We start from the raw sequence: 18441 nt of genomic DNA, 5'->3' as shown, positions 1-18441 counted from the left end.
GCCGGGGAGGGCACGTGGGTATCGGGGCTTTCCCCGTGGCGCACGCGTTGGCGGTGCTGCGGATGGGGCCGGTGGAACGGGTGGTCGCGGCCACCGGGCACGCGCCCGGGGACGTGCTCGCCGAGCTGGACCGGCTGCGCGTGGCCGGCGTGGTCGTGCTGATGGAGCGGCGTGGGCTGTGGCGGCTGACCGCGGACGGGATGCGGCACCACGCCGGGCTGCTCGCCGCCGACGTCCCACCGCCGGCCAGGGCCGCGCTGTCCGGCGTGCACCGGGCGTTCGTGCCGCTCAACCAGCGGTTCAAGGATCTGTGCACGCGGTGGCAGCTGCGTGGCGGTGCCGCGAACGACCACGGCGATCCCGGCTACGACCGGGACGTGGTGGCCGAACTCGGTGCGCTGCACCGGGAAGCGGAGGCCGTGGTCGGGGACCTGGCGGCGGTGCGCGACCGGTTCGCGCGCTACGGGACCCGGCTGGCCGGCGCGCTGGACCGGGTCGAGTCGGGGGAGCGGTCGGCGTTCACGGGCGTGGGCGTCGAGTCGTACCACGACGTGTGGATGGAGTTGCACGCCGACCTGCTGCTGTCCACCGGTTCGACCCGGGAGGCCGAGGAGGCGCTGGAGCACGCGTCGGGGTCGGCGTCGTGACCGGGCTGGTCCGGGTGACCGCGGGCGCCGACGCCCGGGAGTCGTTCGGCGGCAAGGTGGTCGGGCTGGCCGCGCTGCTCGCGGCCGGGCTGGCGGTGCCCGACACGTGGGTGCTGCCGGTCGGCGCGGAGCTGGACGCGGCGGACGTCGCCGACCTGGCCGGGCGCGCGCCGCGCTGGGCGGTGCGCAGCTCGGCGAGCGTCGAGGACGACGCGGGCCTGTCCTACGCCGGGCTGTTCCGCACCGAGCTGGACGTGCCGGCCGACGCCGTTCCGGACGCGGTCGCCCGGGTCCGGGCGTCGGTGGCGGACGGACGGGTGGCGGCCTACCGCGACAGGGTCGGCGCGGGCGCGGGCGGCGTCGCGATGGCCGTGGCGCTCCAGCCGTACCGGCCGCCGTCCCGCAGCGGCCTGTGGATCGGGCGCCGACCCGGCGCGGGCCGGCTGGAGTGGACCGACGGCAGCGGCGAACGGCTCGTCGGCGGCGCGGTCACCCCGCGGTGGGAGGAGTGGGCGGAGGACGGCCGCACCGCCGATTCCGGCGAGGTGTTCGCGGTCGGCGGCGATCCGGTCGGTGCGGCCTGCCTGGCGGCGCAGCACGCGCTGGGCGCGGCCGCCGACCTGGAGCTGGCGGTCGTCGGGAACAGCCTGCTGTGGCTCCAGTTCCGGCCGGTGACCGCCCCCCTGGGTCCGGCTGCCGGCGAATCGCCGGTCGGGCGGGTGGTGCGGGGTGTGGCCGCCGCGCCGGGACGGGCGGTCGCCCCGGCGCTGCGCGCGCACGACCCGTTCGACGACCGGTGGCGACCCGGTTTGGTGCTGCTCACCGAGCGCACCGACCCGGATTGGACCCCGGTGCTGGCCGAGGCCGCCGCCCTGGTGACCGCGCACGGCGGAATGCTCTGCCACACCGCGATCGTGGCCCGGGAATTGGGCATTCCATGCGTCACGGGCGTCGGCGAAGACGCCTTGGAGCACCTGGCGGGCGGCTATAAAGTGGCGGTCGACGGTGCGATCGGTGCGGTATCCGTCATCACCCGGGAATCCGCCGGTGCAACCGGCGGGTGAATCCCGGAGTTCCCGTAGAACTGCTTTCCCCAAGGCGTGCCGGAACCGGCGAGGAAATGCGCGACCAGCGCGGGAGAGGTCGGAGATGATCTTCGAGAAGTTGCTGGAGCTGCCCGGCGACGCCCGGCCGTGGATCGTGGACCACGAGCCGGTCGCGGTCGCCGCACCGGACGGCCTGCTCCACCCCGCCGACCTCGGCCGGGCCGCCGCCCGGGTGGCCACCCACCTCGCGTCCACCGGGGTCGGCAGGGGCGACCGGTGCGTGGTGTGGCTGGACTCGCCCACCGACGTGATCGTCGCCCACGTCGCCCTCATGGCGCTGGACGCGGTGCCGGTGCTGGCCAGTCCGACGCTGTCCGCGCAGGTGGTGCGGGCGATGATCACGGGCGTCCCCGGCGTGGTCGCGATCATCGGCGACGAGCAGCGGCTGACGGCGGGCAACGGCCACTTCGGCGACCTGGTCGCGCTGGACTGGCGGCAGGTCGCCGAGGCGGCGGCGGGCTGCGCACCGCACCGCCGGTCCCGGCCGACCTCGCCGGAAGCGCCCTACGCGGTGTTCCACACCTCCGGCACCACCGGCGTGCCCAAGCTCGTCGAGTACGCCGCGCGCGGCATCGAGTTCCACGCCGACGTGCAGGCCCGCATCCACCGACTGGCCCGGCTGAAGGGCTACTGCGCACTGGCGCTGTCCCCGGTGCACTCCCGCACGGTGGTGGCGATCCTGGTGGCGCTCAAGCGCAACGCGCCGCTGATGCTGCTCAAGGGCGACTCGGCGGACGAGGTGGAGCGGCTGCTGAACCGGCACCGCCCGGTGTACTTCGAGACCCACCCGAACACCTACCGGGCGTGGCAGCACCTCGCGCCGCGCGGCGCGTTCGCCTCGGTGCGGTTCTTCGCCGCGGGCTTCGACGTCATCCACCCGGACACGGTGGACGCGATGCTGCGCGGCTCCCGCCGCCGGCTGCCGATGTTCGTCGAGGTCTACGGGCAGAGCGAGACCGGCGCGATCGCGATCCGCACCCACGCGCGGCGGCCGTCCTGGCTGCCCGCGCGCCGAGCGGGCAAACCCCGCAACGGCCACCCGGTGGGGCCGAGGTTCCCGTTCTGCGGGGTGCGGATCATCGACGAGGAGGGCTACGACCTGCCGCACGGCACGCCGGGCCGGATCGTAGTGCGCACCCCCGGCGGGCACTCCGGCTACCTCAACCGCCCGGAGATCAAGTACCTCCAGGGCGGCTGGTGGGACACCGGCGACTGGGGCTCGCTGTCCCGCACCGGGTTCCTCACCCTGGTCGACCGCCGGGTGGACAAGATCACCGCGGCGGCCAGCGGCATCGCCATCGAGGACGCGTTGCTGGAGCGGTCGCCCGAGCTGCTGGAGCTGGTGGTCCTGGAGGTCGGCGGCGCGTTGCAGCCGATCGCGTCGATCCGGCCGGACAACAGGTTCCGGGCCCGCGAGTGGGGCGAGCTGACCCGGGGCATCGCCGCGCTGCGGCGGCCGATCATCATCCCCGACGCCCGCTTCCCGCGCACCGCCACCGGCAAGGTCAAGCGGGTCGAGCTGCGGGAACTGCTCGCCGAGCCCGGCCGCCTCACGTTCTCCGACAACGAGACCTACTACGCGGCCGGCAGCTAGCCGGTCCGCCCGGCGGCGGAAGGAGGGGTCGATGACCACCGCGCGGACGGCGGCACCGACCACGGTCGGGTCGCGGATCGCCACCTACCTCAGGCTCGGCAAGGCGCGGATCTACCACCACGTGTACGGCTGGGTGCTCGCGGCGCTGCTGCTGGTCCGGGACGGACCGGTGAGCGCCCGGCAGCTCCTCGCGCTGGCCCTGCTGCTGGTCATGGTGCTGGCCACGCAGTGGAGCGCGGCCGCCGCCGACGACATCGGCGGGCACCGCGACGGCAGCGACGCCCGCAACTACGCGGGCCGTCCGCCGCTGACCGTGGTGAAGAAACCGCTGGTCACCGGGGCGCTCACGGAACGCGAAGCGGTCCGGTTCGCGGTCTGGACGTGGATCGTGGGCGTGGCCGCCGGGATCGCCGCGGCCGTGCTGGTGTCCGCGCCACCGCTCGCGGTGGCCGTGCTCCTGGTCGCCCAGGTCGTGGCCGTGCAGTACTCGCTGGGCCTCAAGCTCAGCTACCGGCCGCTGGGCCTGGAGGGCACGATCCTGTTCACCATCGCCTGCACCGCGCTCGCGCCGTACTGGATCGCCGCCGGCCGGGTCGAACCGGAGATCCTGCTGATGAGCCTCCTGGTCGGGCTGTGGTTCCTGCTGGTGGTGTCCTACGGCAACGCCTCCGACCGCGCCGGCGACGCCGAGGTGGGCCGCCGGACCATGGCGGTCACGTTGCCGCCGACGGCGTTCGCGGCGGTGCTGCACCTGTTCTGCCTGGCCAGCGCCGGAACGTTGGCGCTGCTGTTCACCACCACCCGGTTCTCCCCGGTGCTTGCCTTCACAGCGGTGCCGGTGGTGGTCCTGCACGTGTTCCAACTCTATTACGGGGTGTACCGCAGGGAATTGCGCAAAGCGCGATTCATGGGGCTGCTCACGGTCGACCTGGGCTGCCTCGGACTAGTGGCCGCGCTGCTGGCCGCGTAACCGTCGTGTGAATTCCGGTTTGGTGGGGGCAATGTCTACTGGCGTGCTGACCGTTGACCTGGGCGAGTCGCTGAAGGTGGTGGACGCCTGGCTCACCGACTACATCAGCCGGCCGCACCGCGACATCGGGCGGAGCGGCGCGGTGTGCCCGTTCGTCGAACCCGCCCGGCGGGCGGGCGTGGTCGACTCGCGGGTACGCCTCGTGGGGCCCTCGCCCAGCCCGGCGCTGCTGGTCGAGGTGGTCCGGTGCAGCCTGGACGAGTACGAGCTGATGGACGCCGTCGGCGACCCGTCACCGCTGCGGTCGCTGGTGGTGGTGCTGCCCGACCTGCCGGAGGACCGGTGGTCGACCTTCGACGCCGCGCACGCGGCGGTGAAGACCGAGAGCGTGCTGCGCGGGCTGATGATCGGCCAGTTCCACCCGACGTGCACCGAGCGGTCGGCCCGCAACCCCGAGTTCGAGGTGAGCAAGTCTCCGGTGCCGCTGCTGGCGGTGCGCCGGATGGCGGTGCACGACGTGCTGTTCCTGGGCGAGCGCCGGGAGTGGTTCGAGGAGTACCTGTCCCGGTTCGGCGCGAGGTTCCGCAAGCCCGACCGGATCGACGCGGTGCTGTACGAGGCGTACCTGGCGGCGTGCGCCCGGCACCGGATCACCCCGTGACGGCGGAACTGGACCGCCAGTACTCGCCCAGCACGCGGGTGCCGAGCCTCCGGCGGTACCTGGACGAGTACGCGGTGGCCAGCGCCGCCGCGCGGGACGGGCACGAGGTCCGCGTGGCGCGCTACGGGCCGGGGCCGGACGAACTGGTCGACCTGTTCCCGGGTCCGGCCGGCGGGCCGCTGCTGGTGTTCGTGCACGGCGGCAACTGGCAGGCGCTGGGCCGCGCCGACTCGGCGTTCGGCGCGCCCGGCGCACTGGCCGCCGGTGCGTCGTTCGCCGCCGTGGACTACCCGCTCGCGCCCGGCGCGGCGCTGGACGACATCGTCAGCGCGGTCCGCCGATGCGTCCACTGGCTGCACGCCAACGCGGAACGGCTCGGCTTCCACCCCCGGCGCATCCACCTGTGCGGCACGTCGGCGGGCGCGCACCTGGCCGCGATGACCGCCGTTGACCCCGCCTGCCCGCCGCTGGCGGGCCTGGTGCTGCTCAGCGGCATGTACGACCTGGAACCGGTCCGCCGCAGCTACGTCAACGACGCGCTGGGCCTGGACTTCGCGGGCGCGCGCCGCAACAGCCCGATCTGGTGGCTGCCCGAGCGGCTGCCCCCGGTGATCGCCGCCGTCGGTGACAACGAGACCGAGGAGTACCACCGCCAGCACGCGCTGCTGGTGGCCGCGCTGGCCTGGCGCGCCCCGCTGACCTCGTTCGTGGTGGCCGGCCGCAACCACTTCGACCTGCCCTACGACCTGACCGACCCCGGTACGGCGCTGGGCGGCGCCGTGCTCACCGCGATGGAGGAGACGACGTGACGAGCGACCACGGCTGCCCGCTGTCCTCGGACGACGAACGACTGCGGCTCGCGGAGCTGTCCGGTGGCGAGCCGATCGTCGACTTCCCGCACGGGCACACGCCGTTCGTCACCTACGCGAAGATGGACGCGTTGCTGGACCTGCTCGACCCGCGCACGTCCGCGCCGACCGAACCCGGCTTCATCATCATCAGCCAGGTCAAGGAACTGCTGTTCAACCTGCTGCGCATCGAGTTCACCGCGGTCCGCGACCGGATCGACGAGGACGAGGTGGGCGAAGCGCTGTGGGTGCTGCGCCGCGCGGCCCGCGTCCAGGGCCTGCTCCAGGTGTGCTGGGACGTGCTCGGCGCGCTCACGCCGCAGGAGTTCGCCGAGTTCCGGGACGTGCTGGGCAGCGCGTCGGGCTTCCAGTCCTTCTCCTACCGGCGGCTGGAGTTCGTGCTGGGCAACAAGAACCCGTCGATGGTGGATGCGCACCGCAACTCGCCCTACTACGAGGACGTGCTGGCGCAGCTGCGCGAGCCGAGCGTGTACGACGCGACCCTCGCGCTGCTGGCCCGGCGTGGCCTGCCGGTGCCCGCCGACGTCCTCGCCGCGGACCCGACGAAGCCCTACCAGGCCAGCGAGGAGGTCGAACGGGCGTGGGCGCAGGTGTACCGCGACCGGCGCGCGCACCCCGACCTGCACCTGCTCGCCGAGGCCCTGGTGGACGCGGCGGACCTGTTCGCCCGCTGGCGGTACACCCACCTGGTGACCGTCCAGCGGCTGCTCGGCACCAAACCCGGCACCGGGGGCACGCGGGGCGTGGCCTGGCTGGACCGGATCAGCTCGCACCGGTTCTTCCCCGAACTGTGGGCGGTGCGCTCCACGTCGTGACCTCCGAGGAAGGCGAACAGACCCATGACAGGTGATCTCTCCCGCACGGCGGCCGAGGAACTCGACGGGCACGACGAGCTCGCCCGGTTCCGCGCCCGGTTCGTCGTCGCCGACCCCGACCTGATCTACCTGGACGGCAACTCGCTCGGCCGACTGCCCGCCGCCACCCCGGCGTTCCTGGACCACGTCGTGCGCGAGGGCTGGGGGAGGGGCCTGATCCGGTCGTGGGGTGACTGGATCGACTGGGCCGCCCGGCTCGGCGACCGGCTGGCCGACCACGTGCTGGGCGCGCGGCCCGGCGAGGTGGTGCTGTCCGACTCGACCTCGGTGAACCTGTACAAGCTGGCGGCGGCGGCGCTGGCGGCGTCGGACCGCGGTGTGGTCGTAGTGGACACCGACGACTTCCCGACCGACCGGTACGTCGTGCAGGGCCTGGTCGAGCACCACGGCGGGACCGTGCGCGAACTGCGGTCCGACATCGACCGCGGCCTGTCGCCGGACCGGTTGCGGGCCGCGCTGGACGAGGACGTGGCCCTGGTGGTCCTCTCCGCCGTGTCCTACCGCTCCGGGGCGATGCCGGACATGGCCGAGGTGAACCGGATGGCCCACGAGGTCGGCGCGCTGGTGCTGTGGGACCTGTGCCACGCCGCCGGCGCGGTGCCGGTCGAACTCGCGGCGACCGGTGCGGACCTGGCCGTGGGCTGCACCTACAAGTACCTCAACGGCGGACCGGGCTCGCCCGCGTTCCTCTACGTGCGCAAGGGACTGCAACCGCTGCTGCGCCAGCCGATCCAGGGCTGGTTCGGGCAGCGCGACCAGTTCGCCATGGGGCCGGACTACGACCCGGTGGAGCACCTGGACCGGTTCCTGGTGGGTACGCCGCCGCTGCTGTCGCTGGCCGCCGTGGATCCGGCGCTGGCCGTGGTCGAGGAGGCCGGGGTGGAGCGCATCCGGGCGAAGAGCGTGCGGATGGGCCGGTTCGTGGTCGACCTGGCCCGGGAACGCTTGGCGGAGCGTGGTTTCCGGCTCGCGTCGCCGGTCGACCCGGACCGGCGCGGCGCGCACGTGTCGCTGGCCCACCCCGACGCGTGGCGGATCTGCCGGGCGCTGGCCGAGGACGCGGGCGTGGTGTGCGACTACCGGGCCCCCGACCGGCTGCGGATCGGGCCGTCCCCGCTCTACACCACGTTCACCGAGCTCTGGGACGCGGTGGACCGGCTGTGCGGAGTGCTCGACAGCCGGTCCTACGAGCGGCACGCCCGTGCCCTGGCACGGATCACCTGACCCGGGGCGCGGACCCCGTCACGGCTTGCGCGCGCTCACCACGCCGTGCGGGGTCCAGGTGTTCCCGGCGTGCCGGGCCACGTCGGTGAAGCCGACCTTGGTCAGCCACTCCTCGTACTGGCCCCAGTGGTAGATCGTGCTCTTCGCGGCGGGCAGCGTGGTGAAGTAGACGTTGTCCAGCGCCGCGTACAGCGGGCCGTCGCCGCTCTCGTCGGAGACGGCGCTGAACACCAGGACCCGCCCGCCCGCCGGCAGCGCCCGGTGCGCCTTGGCCAGCAGCGCGGTGTTCTCCTCCGGCGACCAGATCACCAGCTGGTTCGCGAACAGCACGCAGTCGTGGCCCGCGGGGTAGTCGTCGGCGAAGATGTCGCCCTCCACCACCGAGATCCGGTCGGCCAGGCCGCGTTCGGCGACCTTGCGGCGGGCGATCCCCACCGCGCCGGGCAGGTCGAGCACGGTGAACTCGACGCCCGGGTTCGCCTGGGCCAGCGCGATCGCGTTCACCCCGTCGCCGCCGCCCACGTCCAGCACCCGCGTGACACCGCTGAGGTCGGCCTCGGCCACCAGCACCGGGTTGGACAGCCGCGACCACGAGTGCATGCAGCGGTAGAACAGGTCGCTGAGCTCGGGGTGGTGGGTCAGCCGGTGGTAGAGGTCGGTGCCCTCGCCGGCCAGCCGGCGCAGTCCGACGTTGGTGTCCTGGCGCAGCGACTCGGTGAAGTCCGGGTCGGCGGGCACCACGATGCCCGCCTCGAAGGCCACCAGGTCCTCGATGATCTCCCAGGTCCCGTCGCGCAGCCGCTGCTCGATCAGCTCGGCGTTGCGGTAGCCGCCGCCCTCGTGCGTGGTCAGGCCCAGCGCGGTGGTGCCCAGCAGCAGGGTCTGGGTCGGCCGGGGGTTGAGGCCCAGGCCCGCGCCGACCTCCTCGGCGGTGCTGCCGGGTTCGGCCGACAGCAGCGGGAACAGACCGAGCCGGCACCCGGCGTTGAGCATCTGGAACGCCGCAGAGCCGAACAGGATGCGGACAAGGTCGTCGTTGTCGAACACGGGGCGCTCGTCTCCCTTCGAGTCGGTGGGTGCGGCCGGACCCGGGCACGACCTGTGCGGGCCCGGCCGGTCAGTCGGCGAGCTTCACCCGGGTGTAGGCGCGGCGCAGCAGCGGCGGCGACCACCAGGCGGCCCGGCCGAGCAGCGCGATCGCGGCGGGCACCAGCACACCGCGCACGATGATCGCGTCGATCAGGATCGCCGCGCCCGCGCCGAGGGCGAACAGCTGGAGGAAGCTGATGGAGCTGGCCAGGAAGGCGAAGAACACCACGGCCAGCAGGCCGGCGGCGGTCGACACGATCCGGCCGGTGCGGGCCAACCCCAGGCTGACCGCCTCCACCGGGGAGTGCCCCAGGTCGTGCAGCTCCTTGATCCGGCTGATCAGGAAGACCTCGTAGTCCATGGAGAGGCCGAATACGACGCAGAACACGAACACCGTCATCGCGGTGTCGGTGGGCTGCGGCGTGAAGCCCAGCAGACCGGACAGGTGCCCGTCCTGGAAGCCCCAGACCATGATCCCGAACGTCGCGGCGAGGCTCAACCCGTTGAGCACCAGGGCCCGCACCGGTTGCAGCACGCCGCCGGTGAACAGGAACAGCACCAGGAACGTGATCACGACGATGATCGCGAACGCCCACGGGAGCTTGTCCACGATGGCCTGCTGGGTGTCGATCATCTCCGCCTCGGAGCCACCCACGAGCACGGTCGTGCCGCTCGGACCCGCCCGGCCGCGCAACTGCTTCATCAGGTCCACGGCCGGCTCGGACTTGGGTCGCTCGCCGGTGGCGACGCTGAGCCACTGCGCGTGCGGCTTGCCGCGGATCGCGTCCGTGGGCAACTGGAGCACCACGGCGCCCCGGGAGAAGATGCCCGCGCTGGTCTGCACACTGGTCACGTCGGGCAGCAACGACACTTCCCGCGCGTAGTCCGCGACCGCCGCCTGGTCGACCTCGCCTTGTAGGACCACCTCGATCGGCGCGGCCGGGAACGCCCCGAAGTCCTGGCGCAGCCTGTCGTTGACGCTGCGACTCTCCACGTCGTGGTGCAGCACCCGGTCGTCGACCGTGCCGAACGCCGCGTGCAGCGCCGGGGAGGCCATCAGCAGCAGCACCAGCACGGCCGGCACCGCCGCCAGCACAGGTCGCTTGCCGACCCTGCTGGCGAGCCTGCCCCAGAACGGCGCGTCGGAGCCCCGGTTGTTTTTGGACCAGGGCAGCTTCAGCGCGTTCACCCTGTGCCCCAGCACGGACAGCAACGCCGGGACGACTACCAGACTGGCCACGGCCGCGATGGCGACCACGCCCACACCCGCGTAGGCCAGGGATTGCAGGAAGTACAGCGGGAACACCGCCATGGTGGCCAGCGCGGCGGCGACCGTGATGGCGGAGAACAGGATGGTGCGGCCGGCCGTGCGGGTCGTGGTGGCCACGGCGGTCTCCACGTCGTCGCCGGCGGCCAGTTGTTCCCGGAACCTGGCCACCAGGAACAACGCGTAGTCGATGCCCAACCCCAGGCCCAGGCCGGTGGTCAGGTTGGTGGCGAAGATCGACACGTCGGTGACGTTGCCCAGCACGGCGATCTCGGCCATCGTGCCGACGATCGCGAGCACACCGATGACCAGTGGCAGCAACGCCGCGATCACGCTGCCGAACGCCAGGATCAGCAGCAGCAGGGTGACCGGGATGGCGATCGCCTCGGCGATGACCAGGCTGGTCATCAGCTCGTCGAACACGTCCCGGTTGACCGCCGCCTGACCACCGAACTCGACACGGAACGGCCCTCCCCACGACGTGTACTTCTGGTGCAGGTCCTCGGCGTGCCTGAGCTGTGCGTCCTCGTCGCCCTCCACGTGGGCGGCGATGATCGCGGACTTCCCGTCGGCGGTCTTGAGCGCCGGGATTCCGGTCGCCCAGTACGACGTCACGTTGGTCAGCGAGTTCTCGCCCGCCAGGTCCCGGCTCAGGCGCGCCCCCTCGGCGGCCACCTCCGGCCGATCCACGTCACCGGATTCCGAGGTCACCAGGAGGATCAGGTTGTAGCGGCCGCCGAATTCCGAGTTGATCAGCTTCGACGCGGCAGTGGACTCCGAGTTGTCGTCGAGATAACCGCCCAGACGCACGTTGTTCAAGGCGCCCACGGCTAGAATTCCGGTGGCTACCAGGAATATTCCGGCGACTATCAGAATCAGGCGAGCGCGCCGATGTGCGACGCTCCCCAGCCAAGCGAGCATGACCACCCAGCGCTTTCGTGAACAGACTGGAACCCGAATGAACCTTCAAATCGGATGGTAGTCGACCGAAAAGGGATGTCAAGCCGTTCGGTAATCAACCGCCTACTGTGCGCTTCCGGATGGTGGAGGTCCGGACGTGTTTCCAGTACCGTGGCGTTTGCGCTGTGCATCCGCTTTTGGTGGCGGAACGCGCGGGGGTGGGTCAGCCGTGGTCGCGGTGCCGGGCCAGGACCCGGTCGATCAGGTCGGCGGCCGCTCCGAGGTAGCGCTCAGGGTTCAGCAGATCGTGTACTCGGTCCGCGTCGAGTTCCGGCACCTCCCGAAGCAGGTCCGCGAACGGCCGCTCGCCCGCCGCCGCCTCCCTGGCCAACCGGCCCAACAGCGCTTTCGCTCCGGCTTTGCCCAGTTGCGGCGCGAGCACCACGTTCAGCCGCTCGGCAACGATCGCGCCGCCCGACAGGTCCAGGTTGGCGCGCATCCGGCCGGGGAACACCTCCAGCCCCTCCAGCAAGGTCACCGCGGTGGCCGCCGCACCGGCCGCCGTGCGCAGCGCCTCGCGCAGCGGTTGCCACTCCGAGTGCCACGCGCCGGGCGCGCGTTCGTCCTCCGCGAGCAGCGCTTGGCCCAGCACCAGCGCCTGCGCGGGCACCGTGCGGGCGGCCGACACCAGCAGCGTGGCCAGCACGGGGTTGCGCTTCTGCGGCATCGCCGAGGACGCGCCCCGGCCCTCCGCCGAGGGCTCGGCCAACTCGCCGACCTCGGTGCGGGACATGCCCTGCACGTCCAGCGCGATCTTGCCCAGCGCCCCGGTGACGGCGGTCAGTGCCCAGCCCAGGTCCAGCAGCGGGGTGCGCCGTGCGTGCCACGGCAGGTCCGGTTCCCGCAGGCCGAGGCGGGTGGCGAACTCGCGGGCCAGCCGCACGCCGTGGCCGGGCCGGCCGGCGTACGCCTCGTAGGAGGCCAACGTGCCCGCCGCACCGCCCAACTGCACAGGCAGGTCGGCGGTGGTGCGCCGAACCCGGTCGGAGGCGTCCAGCACGCCCGCGAGCCACCCGGCGGCCTTGAGCCCGAACGTGATCGGCACCGCGTGCTGGGCCATCGTGCGGCCGGCCAGCACGGTGTGCCGGTGCCGGTCGGCGAGCCGGGCCAAGGCGTCAGCCGACCTCACCAGGTCGCCGTCGATCCCCCGCAACGTTCGCGAGGCCAGCAGCACCGCCGCCGAGTCCAGCACGTCCTGGCTGGTGCCGCCCCGGTGAACGTGCTCAGCGGCGGCCGGGTCGACCTCGGCGACAGCGGCGGTCAGCCGCTGCACCAGCACCACCACCGGGTTGGCCGCCTCGCGGGAGCGCACCGCGATGTCCGCCACGTCCAGTCGGGCCGACCCGGCCACGTCCGCGATCACTTCGGCTGCCCGTTCGGGCACCACGCCCAGTGCGGCCTGCGCGCGGGCCAGCGCCACCTCCACTTCGAGCATCGCGGCGAGCCAAGCTTCATCGGAAAGGCCGTCGCCACTTCCCGCCCACACCGGGGATAACAACGCGGAATCGGTCACCCGCGACACGGTACTGGCGGGTGACCGCCCGTGCGACGGTCGGCGGGATGACACGGATCCGGTTGGTGGCGAGCACCGTGGTCACCATCCCTGCGATGTCGATGCCGACACCGAGTCGGCTGATCCGATGGAGCGTGCCCGGTTTCCGCCGGTCCGCTACCGGTAGTTCGTTGACGGCGGAGCGTGGATGCGGTAGGCCGTGGAGGTAAGGCTTTCGCGCCTGTGCGAGGTGCGTCATGACCGCACGTCGTCCGTGTCCGCCGGCTCCGTGTCCGCTGGAGGGTTACGCGGCCCGTTTCGACGATCTGTTCGGCACGCTGGCTCAACGCCGCGGCTTTCGGGAGTACTTGACGGGTCTGTTGGACCCGCGAGATCGGAGCAAGACGCTGACTTCGCTGGCCGGGGCGGAGCCGGTGGTGGGGGCGCGGTATCCGGCGGTGCAGCGGTTGCAGTTCTTCCTGTCGGAGTCCACCTGGGACCACGAGCGGATCAACGACCGGCGCCTGGAGTTGTTGCTGGCCGACCCGGCCACCGCGCCGCATGCCGGTGGTGCGCTGGTGATCGACGACTCCGGGGATCGCGAGGACGGCCGTGCGACCGCGCACGTGGGCAGTCGGTACCTGGGGCGCTACGGGAAGATCGATCGCGGGATCGTCACGGTGACCACCCTGTGGGCCGACGAGAACCTGTACTACCCGCTGCACGCGGTGCCCTACACCCCGGCCGCCTATTTCCCGAAGGGGAAGAACGATCCGGGGTTCCGGACCAAGCTGCGGATCGGCGCCGAGCTGGCCCGCGACGCCCGTGCGGCGGGGGTGGCCTTCCGCGCGGTGGTCGCCGATGCCGCCCACGGCGACCAGGACGACTTCCGCGCCGACCTGTCACGCGCGGGGCTGCCGTACGTGGTGGCGCTGCGGCCCAAGCGGGGAATCCGGACGCCCGCGAACGACGCGCACACCCCTCGCGCTACGAGTTCAGGAGCACCTTTCTGGTGGGTAAGTCTGCCGGGTTCCATCCGTCGTTGACCGTCGACACCTCCGGGACGGGGATCGTGTCGCAGGCGGGTGCGACGTTGCCGGTCGAGGCCGTGCGCAGGACCGGTCTGGACGGGCGTTGTCGGCGGCGTTGAGTCGGTGACGGCGTCCAACGGCGATCCACGACCCCGGGAAGATCGTGTGCGATCTGGCGATCGCGCTCGCGCTGGGCGGTGACTGCCTGGCCGACATCGTGATGCTACGGGCCGAGCCGGGCCTGTTCGGGTCGGTGGCCTCGGACCCGACGGTGTCCCGGTTGGTCGACACTCTGGCCCGCGACTGCGACAAGGCCCCGGACCACGACATCGACGCGGGCGATCCGTTGATCGTCGATCTGGACGCCACTCTGCTCGACGCGCACTCGGAGAAGCAGAACGCGGCGCCGACGTTCAAGCGTGGCGTCGGTTTCCATCCGTTGTGCTCATTCGTCGACCACGGCGCCGCGGGCACCGGTGAACCGTTGTCGATCATGTTGCGGCCGGGCAACGCGGGCTCGAACACCGCGGCGGACCACATCACCGTCGCGCGGGAGGCGTTGCGGCAGTTGCCGTTCACCGCCAAAGGCGGCAGGGTCGGACACAAGGTGCTCGTCCGCGCCGACGCCGCCGGCGGCACCCACGAGTTCGTGAACTGGTTACAAGCCAGAAGACTGGGCTACTCGCTCGGGTTCACCCTGCCCGATGACGCGGTGCGACGCCTCGCCCTAATCCCGAAGGCCGTGTGGACACCGGCCTACGACGACGAGGGCACCCCGCGCGAGGGGGTGTGGGTCGCCGAGGCCACCGGCGTGCTGGACCTGTCCGGATGGCCGAAGGGCACGCGGGTCATCGTCCGCAAGGAGCGCCCGCATCCCGGCGCGCAGCTGCGGTTCACCGACGCCGACGGCCTGCGGTTGACCGCGTTCGCCACCAACACCGGTCGCGGACAGCTGGCGGATCTGGAGTTGCGGCACCGCCGTCGGGCCCGCGCGGAGGACCGCATCCGCGCCGCGAAGGCCACCGGACTGACCAACCTGCCCCTGCACGGCTTCGCCCACAACCGGGTCTGGGTCGCGATCGTCGCTTTGGCGTTGGACCTCACCGCTTGGACCCAGATGCTCGCCCTGACCGGCCACGAAGCCCGCCGCTGGGAACTGATCCTGACCGGCCACCGAACCCGGCGGCACCCAACCGACAACGGGCCACCTCGACCACCCCGAACACCGGAAGGAGGACACCCGACAGGTACCGGCCACGGCCGCGACCCAGGACACCAACCACGTGAAAGATCCGGGCTAGAACTGCACTAGAACGGCAGGTAGGAGCAAGGTGCAGGATCCGGGAAGGGCAGTCCACCGCACCATCGTCCCGGTGGACGTGGAGAAGTTTGGCAATCCCCAGAGGACTCTGCCTCATCAGCAGGTGGTCCGTGATGCCCTGTACCGCGCGGTACGGGAAGCGTTCGACGCAGCAGGAGTGCGGTGGGGAGAGTGTCACGTGGAGGACCGGGGTATGGCATCTTCATCCTGGTCCCGTCGGACTTCTCCAAGGCGGCGCTCGTCGACGTGGTGCCGGTCGTCAACGCGCATGAAGTGCTCTTCGACGCGCACGGTGCCACCGCCACCTCGATCGACACTACTTTCCGCCTCTTGGACGCCGCTCCCCTGAAAGCCGCGCTCAACAACTCGCCCGGCGTCGTGGCCCTGATCGCGTCCAAGCGGATCTTCGGCGAGGTAGCCCGCCACTCCGAAGCGGTCGATCCCGCCATCTACCGACCAGTAGAGGTGCAGGTGAAGGAAGTCTCCACGACCGCCTGGATCGCCCTGCCCGACCACCTGTTCGCGGCACAGGCGAGCCTTCTGCTTGAGACACGCGATGCACCACCACGTTCACCGACGCCAGGGGGCGATCCACTCCCCGCGAACAGCGCCGGACGAGCCGCACCGTGCGGCGCTGGTGGCGTTCCAGCAGTCCGGGAACCTGTTCCCGGAAGGTCTGCCGCGGGTGGTACCCGTGCACCTTCGCCGTCGCGGTCCCGCACACCGGACACGGGGCTCTGGCGCACTTCCGGTGGTGACGGTGGGTAGCCAGTCGGTTCGTGATCCTGTTATGGATGTCGATCCGCTTGCGGGGACGGTATTTCGGACTGTCGGTTCCGGTCGTCGGGTGCATGGAGGAGGACAGTGGTCGCGGTCCGCATCCGGGTTGTGGCCGTGCCGCTGGCGCTGCGATGACGAAGGCGTCGATAGCCCGAAAGCACATTCCCACCATGGGGATCGATCTCCACCGCAAGGCCCAGGCGCGACCGGCTACTCACCGTTACCGCCGAAAGTGCGCCAGAGCCGGACGCGGCACGGCCACCCCGAGTGTGGGCCGTGGCCACCACCATGCCGCCACGGTCCGCCACGTCCTGGACGACCAGTGCCGACAACCCGGCAAACACCGTCCCCACAAGAGAATCCACATCCATCACAAGATCATGATCACGGCCGGTTACTTCGCGTTACCACCGACCACGGGCCAGGGTCGACAACTGGACAGACTCCTCTGTAGCGGTCCAAGACCCCAGCCTTCGCCAATCAGGCGGTATGGCCTGGTTGCCGCGGCCGGGATGATGGGCGTGCGGGATGCACCGATCACCTCGGGGAGTGGCAGCCCATGAGACCGGAGGTCGACTGTCGCATTGTGGGCACGATCCGGAGTCGCGGCGAAGTATCGATGGATGTTTCCGTGGGGGATGCGTTGAAAATATCTTCGGATGAGCTGAAATCCTACCTGAAAAGGCGCTACCCGGATCGTTGGAGTGAGGTCTCCGAGGAGGATCTATCGGAACTGGTGGAGGAGTTGTCAGCGGTTGGCTACAAGTCGATCGCCATGCTGGATGACGCGCTGCGGGAAACCGATTGGGATCTACTTTGTTACGAAGATAATTTACCCTATGCACACCGAGGCTTTTTCAAAGCCATAGGCGCGGTACGTGCTTCGTTGGCCCTGGTGGACGAGAGGTACAGGGAATTCAAATATCCTGAGGACGACTCCTTTGAGCCGCCATTTGTGGGTTAGGGGCAATGCCGGTGACTCAGAGTGGTTGTGCTGCTCGTTGGTGGAGGCGGTGGTGCGGTGCGATCCGAAGTGTCTCGGCAGGGTCGTGGGTGGGTTGTGGCCGGGTCGGGTGCTCGGTGTGTTTGAGTTTGTAGTTGGACATCCTGCGTTTGACCACGCGGGGGTTGCTGCGTCGTCGCCGTCCGGGCAGGAGGCGGGCCAGGATCTCGCGGCCTCCGTCGAGCAGCGCATCCGTTAATCGCTCAGGGGGAAAATGCGGCCTGCGCGGTGGTCTGGCGGCGGGCCAGGCGCAGGGTGCGGGTGAACGAGAGCCGGTCGGGGGCCAGGCCGGCGTCGGTGGCGGTGGTGTGCATCAGCGACCGGATCGCGTGGTGTACCAGCAGGTGTGCCCAGACCTCCTGCTCGACGCCGTCGGGCGAGCGGGACCGCAGCACCTGTCCGGGACCGCGTTGGTGGGTCTTGAGTTCGTCCGGCGCGGTCTCGATCTCCCAGCGTGTACTCGACCACCCGCACCGTCACCGGATCGGCCCGCCGGTAACGGTCCCCGGTGGCCACGATCTCCGACAGGTACGACCCGTCCGGCAGATCTTGCTTCACCGGCAACACGATGTTGGACCGCACCCGCCACAACAGGTCCGCCCCGGTCGCCGACGCGGCCCACCACAACGGCAGCCCCGTAAACCCCCGATCGGCGATCAGCAGCTCACCCCCGCCCAGGCCGGGGAACAACTCCCGGGCCAGGGTGGCCTCGGCCTTGGCGATCGGCCCCAGGGGCGGCCGTGACGATCGCATGCGTGCCGCACTCGGCCACCGCCACCACCCGCGGCGGCAGCAACCGGTCACGCTGCCCCTCCCGACCGGTCTCCGCGATCACCCGATCCACCAACTCCGGCGGAAACGACCAGGTCAACAACCCGATCGCGATCCGATCCGACAACCGCGCATCCGCCTCAGGCTTGACCTGCCCGTCAAGGCGCCCTGGACGTGATCGGTGATCGGCGATCGGGGGGCTGTGATTGCCGGCTCGATTACCGAAGACCAGGAGCAGGCTCCACTGCTCTGGTGCGGTGCCGGCCAGAGCGGCCAGTCGTCGGGGATTGGGCGGGTGGGCGTGCCGGGTGCACCCGTGTCCGGCGGGGGACAGCGGGAACACTGTCACGCCGTGGCCGCCATCAGCGTCGCAGCCTCGGCCCGTGCACCGGCCTGCACCCCCGTCCGGCTCGTGGCGTGGTCAGCGCAGGGATCGTTCCACCGCCTCGACCAGCTCCGGCGGCAGGGACGGCCGGCCGGTGTCCAGCAACCAGCGCTCCAGCGCCCGGCCCGGATCACCGAGGTAGGTCGTCGTGCCGCCCGCAGTTGACTGCACCGAGCCTTCCTGCACGGCCACCTCGGACTTCCGCTCCTCCCCGCGGACGTGCACCAGGAAGCCCCGGTAGCCCAGGGGGTTGGCCAGCGCCGTCGGCGAAGCGGCGGGCAACGCGGCCACCTTGGCCGCGAAGGCGTCCGCGTCGGCGGGCGACAGTGACCAGGTCGGGTTCGGCTTGCCGGAGAAGACGTCCAGCTCCACTTCCACCACGCGACCTCCTCCCGG

The 18441-nt window shown here is 71.3% G+C and carries 15 protein-coding genes and 2 pseudogenes; 12 read left to right on the top strand and 5 right to left on the bottom strand.

Annotated elements, in window-relative coordinates:
- Positions 1-14 precede the first annotated feature (14 nt).
- From EKG83_RS27705 to kynU, 8 genes are all read left to right on the top strand, one after another.
- Positions 15-647, top strand: coding sequence for a hypothetical protein (locus EKG83_RS27705; RefSeq protein WP_033428934.1), 633 nt, complete (start codon positions 15-17; stop codon positions 645-647).
- Positions 644-1711: a PEP-utilizing enzyme gene (locus EKG83_RS27700; RefSeq protein WP_033428935.1), complete on the top strand. Its 1068-nt coding sequence runs from the start codon at positions 644-646 to the stop codon at positions 1709-1711. Before EKG83_RS27705 ends, EKG83_RS27700 begins: the two co-directional genes overlap by 4 nt.
- Before the next feature lie 85 nt (positions 1712-1796).
- Positions 1797-3347 carry a class I adenylate-forming enzyme family protein gene (locus EKG83_RS27695; RefSeq protein WP_051764822.1) on the top strand — a complete coding sequence of 517 codons (1551 nt, stop codon included), beginning with the start codon at positions 1797-1799 and terminating at the stop codon, positions 3345-3347.
- A gap of 31 nt (positions 3348-3378) precedes the next feature.
- Positions 3379-4317 (top strand): UbiA family prenyltransferase, encoded by a 939-nt coding sequence (locus EKG83_RS27690; protein WP_051764825.1) that lies wholly within the window; start codon positions 3379-3381, stop codon positions 4315-4317.
- Between the two features lie 43 nt (positions 4318-4360).
- Positions 4361-4978 carry a DUF6875 domain-containing protein gene (locus EKG83_RS27685; RefSeq protein ID WP_051764827.1) on the top strand — a complete coding sequence of 206 codons (618 nt, stop codon included), beginning with the start codon at positions 4361-4363 and terminating at the stop codon, positions 4976-4978.
- The gene (locus EKG83_RS27680) at positions 4975-5787 is read left to right on the top strand and encodes an alpha/beta hydrolase (RefSeq protein ID WP_033428936.1); all 813 of its coding nucleotides are present in this window, start codon (positions 4975-4977) and stop codon (positions 5785-5787) included. Before EKG83_RS27685 ends, EKG83_RS27680 begins: the two co-directional genes overlap by 4 nt.
- Complete coding sequence (locus tag EKG83_RS27675; protein WP_084716113.1) at positions 5784-6662, top strand: tryptophan 2,3-dioxygenase; 879 nt, start codon at positions 5784-5786, stop codon at positions 6660-6662. Before EKG83_RS27680 ends, EKG83_RS27675 begins: the two co-directional genes overlap by 4 nt.
- 24 nt (positions 6663-6686) lie before the next feature.
- On the top strand, positions 6687-7946 hold the full coding sequence (gene kynU, locus EKG83_RS27670) for a kynureninase (RefSeq protein ID WP_033428937.1): 1260 nt from the start codon (positions 6687-6689) through the stop codon (positions 7944-7946).
- Between the two features lie 18 nt (positions 7947-7964).
- On the opposite strand, the gene EKG83_RS27665 is transcribed toward kynU, so the two are convergent.
- From EKG83_RS27665 to EKG83_RS27655, 3 genes are all read right to left on the bottom strand, one after another.
- Positions 7965-8993 carry a methyltransferase gene (locus tag EKG83_RS27665; protein ID WP_033428938.1) on the bottom strand — a complete coding sequence of 343 codons (1029 nt, stop codon included), beginning with the start codon at positions 8991-8993 and terminating at the stop codon, positions 7965-7967.
- Between the two features lie 70 nt (positions 8994-9063).
- Entirely contained in the window at positions 9064-11112 is a 2049-nt protein-coding gene (locus EKG83_RS27660) for an MMPL family transporter (RefSeq protein WP_228122946.1), read from the bottom strand.
- 313 nt (positions 11113-11425) lie between these two features.
- Positions 11426-12784, bottom strand: a complete 1359-nt coding sequence (locus EKG83_RS27655; RefSeq protein ID WP_033428939.1) for a class-II fumarase/aspartase family protein — start codon at positions 12782-12784, stop codon at positions 11426-11428.
- A 227-nt stretch (positions 12785-13011) separates the two neighbouring features.
- Between EKG83_RS27655 and EKG83_RS27650 the strand changes: the two genes are divergently transcribed.
- The 4 genes and pseudogenes from EKG83_RS27650 (at position 13012) to EKG83_RS27635 (ending at position 16850) form a co-directional block, all read left to right on the top strand.
- Positions 13012-13800: an IS701 family transposase gene (locus tag EKG83_RS27650; RefSeq protein WP_211269010.1), complete on the top strand. Its 789-nt coding sequence runs from the start codon at positions 13012-13014 to the stop codon at positions 13798-13800.
- A pseudogene (locus tag EKG83_RS27645) lies at positions 13767-15097 on the top strand (IS1380 family transposase). The gene EKG83_RS27650 and the pseudogene EKG83_RS27645 overlap by 34 nt, the downstream one beginning before the upstream one ends.
- 180 nt (positions 15098-15277) lie before the next feature.
- Positions 15278-15874, top strand: a complete 597-nt coding sequence (locus EKG83_RS47080) for a hypothetical protein (RefSeq protein WP_170191773.1) — start codon at positions 15278-15280, stop codon at positions 15872-15874.
- Positions 15875-16472: 598 nt separating this feature from the next.
- Complete coding sequence (locus EKG83_RS27635) at positions 16473-16850, top strand: hypothetical protein (RefSeq protein ID WP_153278487.1); 378 nt, start codon at positions 16473-16475, stop codon at positions 16848-16850.
- A gap of 242 nt (positions 16851-17092) precedes the next feature.
- On the opposite strand, the pseudogene EKG83_RS27630 reads toward EKG83_RS27635, so the two are convergent.
- Positions 17093-17853, bottom strand: a pseudogene (locus EKG83_RS27630) (transposase domain-containing protein).
- Between the two features lie 228 nt (positions 17854-18081).
- On the bottom strand, positions 18082-18426 hold the full coding sequence (locus tag EKG83_RS27625) for a hypothetical protein (protein WP_051764835.1): 345 nt from the start codon (positions 18424-18426) through the stop codon (positions 18082-18084).
- Positions 18427-18441 lie beyond the last annotated feature (15 nt).

Source organism: Saccharothrix syringae (genome assembly GCF_009498035.1).
Taxonomy (GTDB): domain Bacteria; phylum Actinomycetota; class Actinomycetes; order Mycobacteriales; family Pseudonocardiaceae; genus Actinosynnema; species Actinosynnema syringae.
The sequence above is the reverse complement of the archived record's forward strand: the minus strand, read 5'-3'. Positions and strand labels throughout refer to the sequence as shown.

Excerpts from the sequence above, each read along its gene's own strand:
- EKG83_RS27650 (WP_211269010.1), top strand. The coding sequence starts at position 13,012 with ATGACCGCACGTCGTCCGTGTCCGCCGGCTCCGTGTCCGCTGGAGGGT.
- EKG83_RS27690 (WP_051764825.1), top strand. The coding sequence starts at position 3,379 with ATGACCACCGCGCGGACGGCGGCACCGACCACGGTCGGGTCGCGGATC.
- kynU (WP_033428937.1), top strand. The coding sequence starts at position 6,687 with ATGACAGGTGATCTCTCCCGCACGGCGGCCGAGGAACTCGACGGGCAC.
- EKG83_RS27695 (WP_051764822.1), top strand. The coding sequence starts at position 1,797 with ATGATCTTCGAGAAGTTGCTGGAGCTGCCCGGCGACGCCCGGCCGTGG.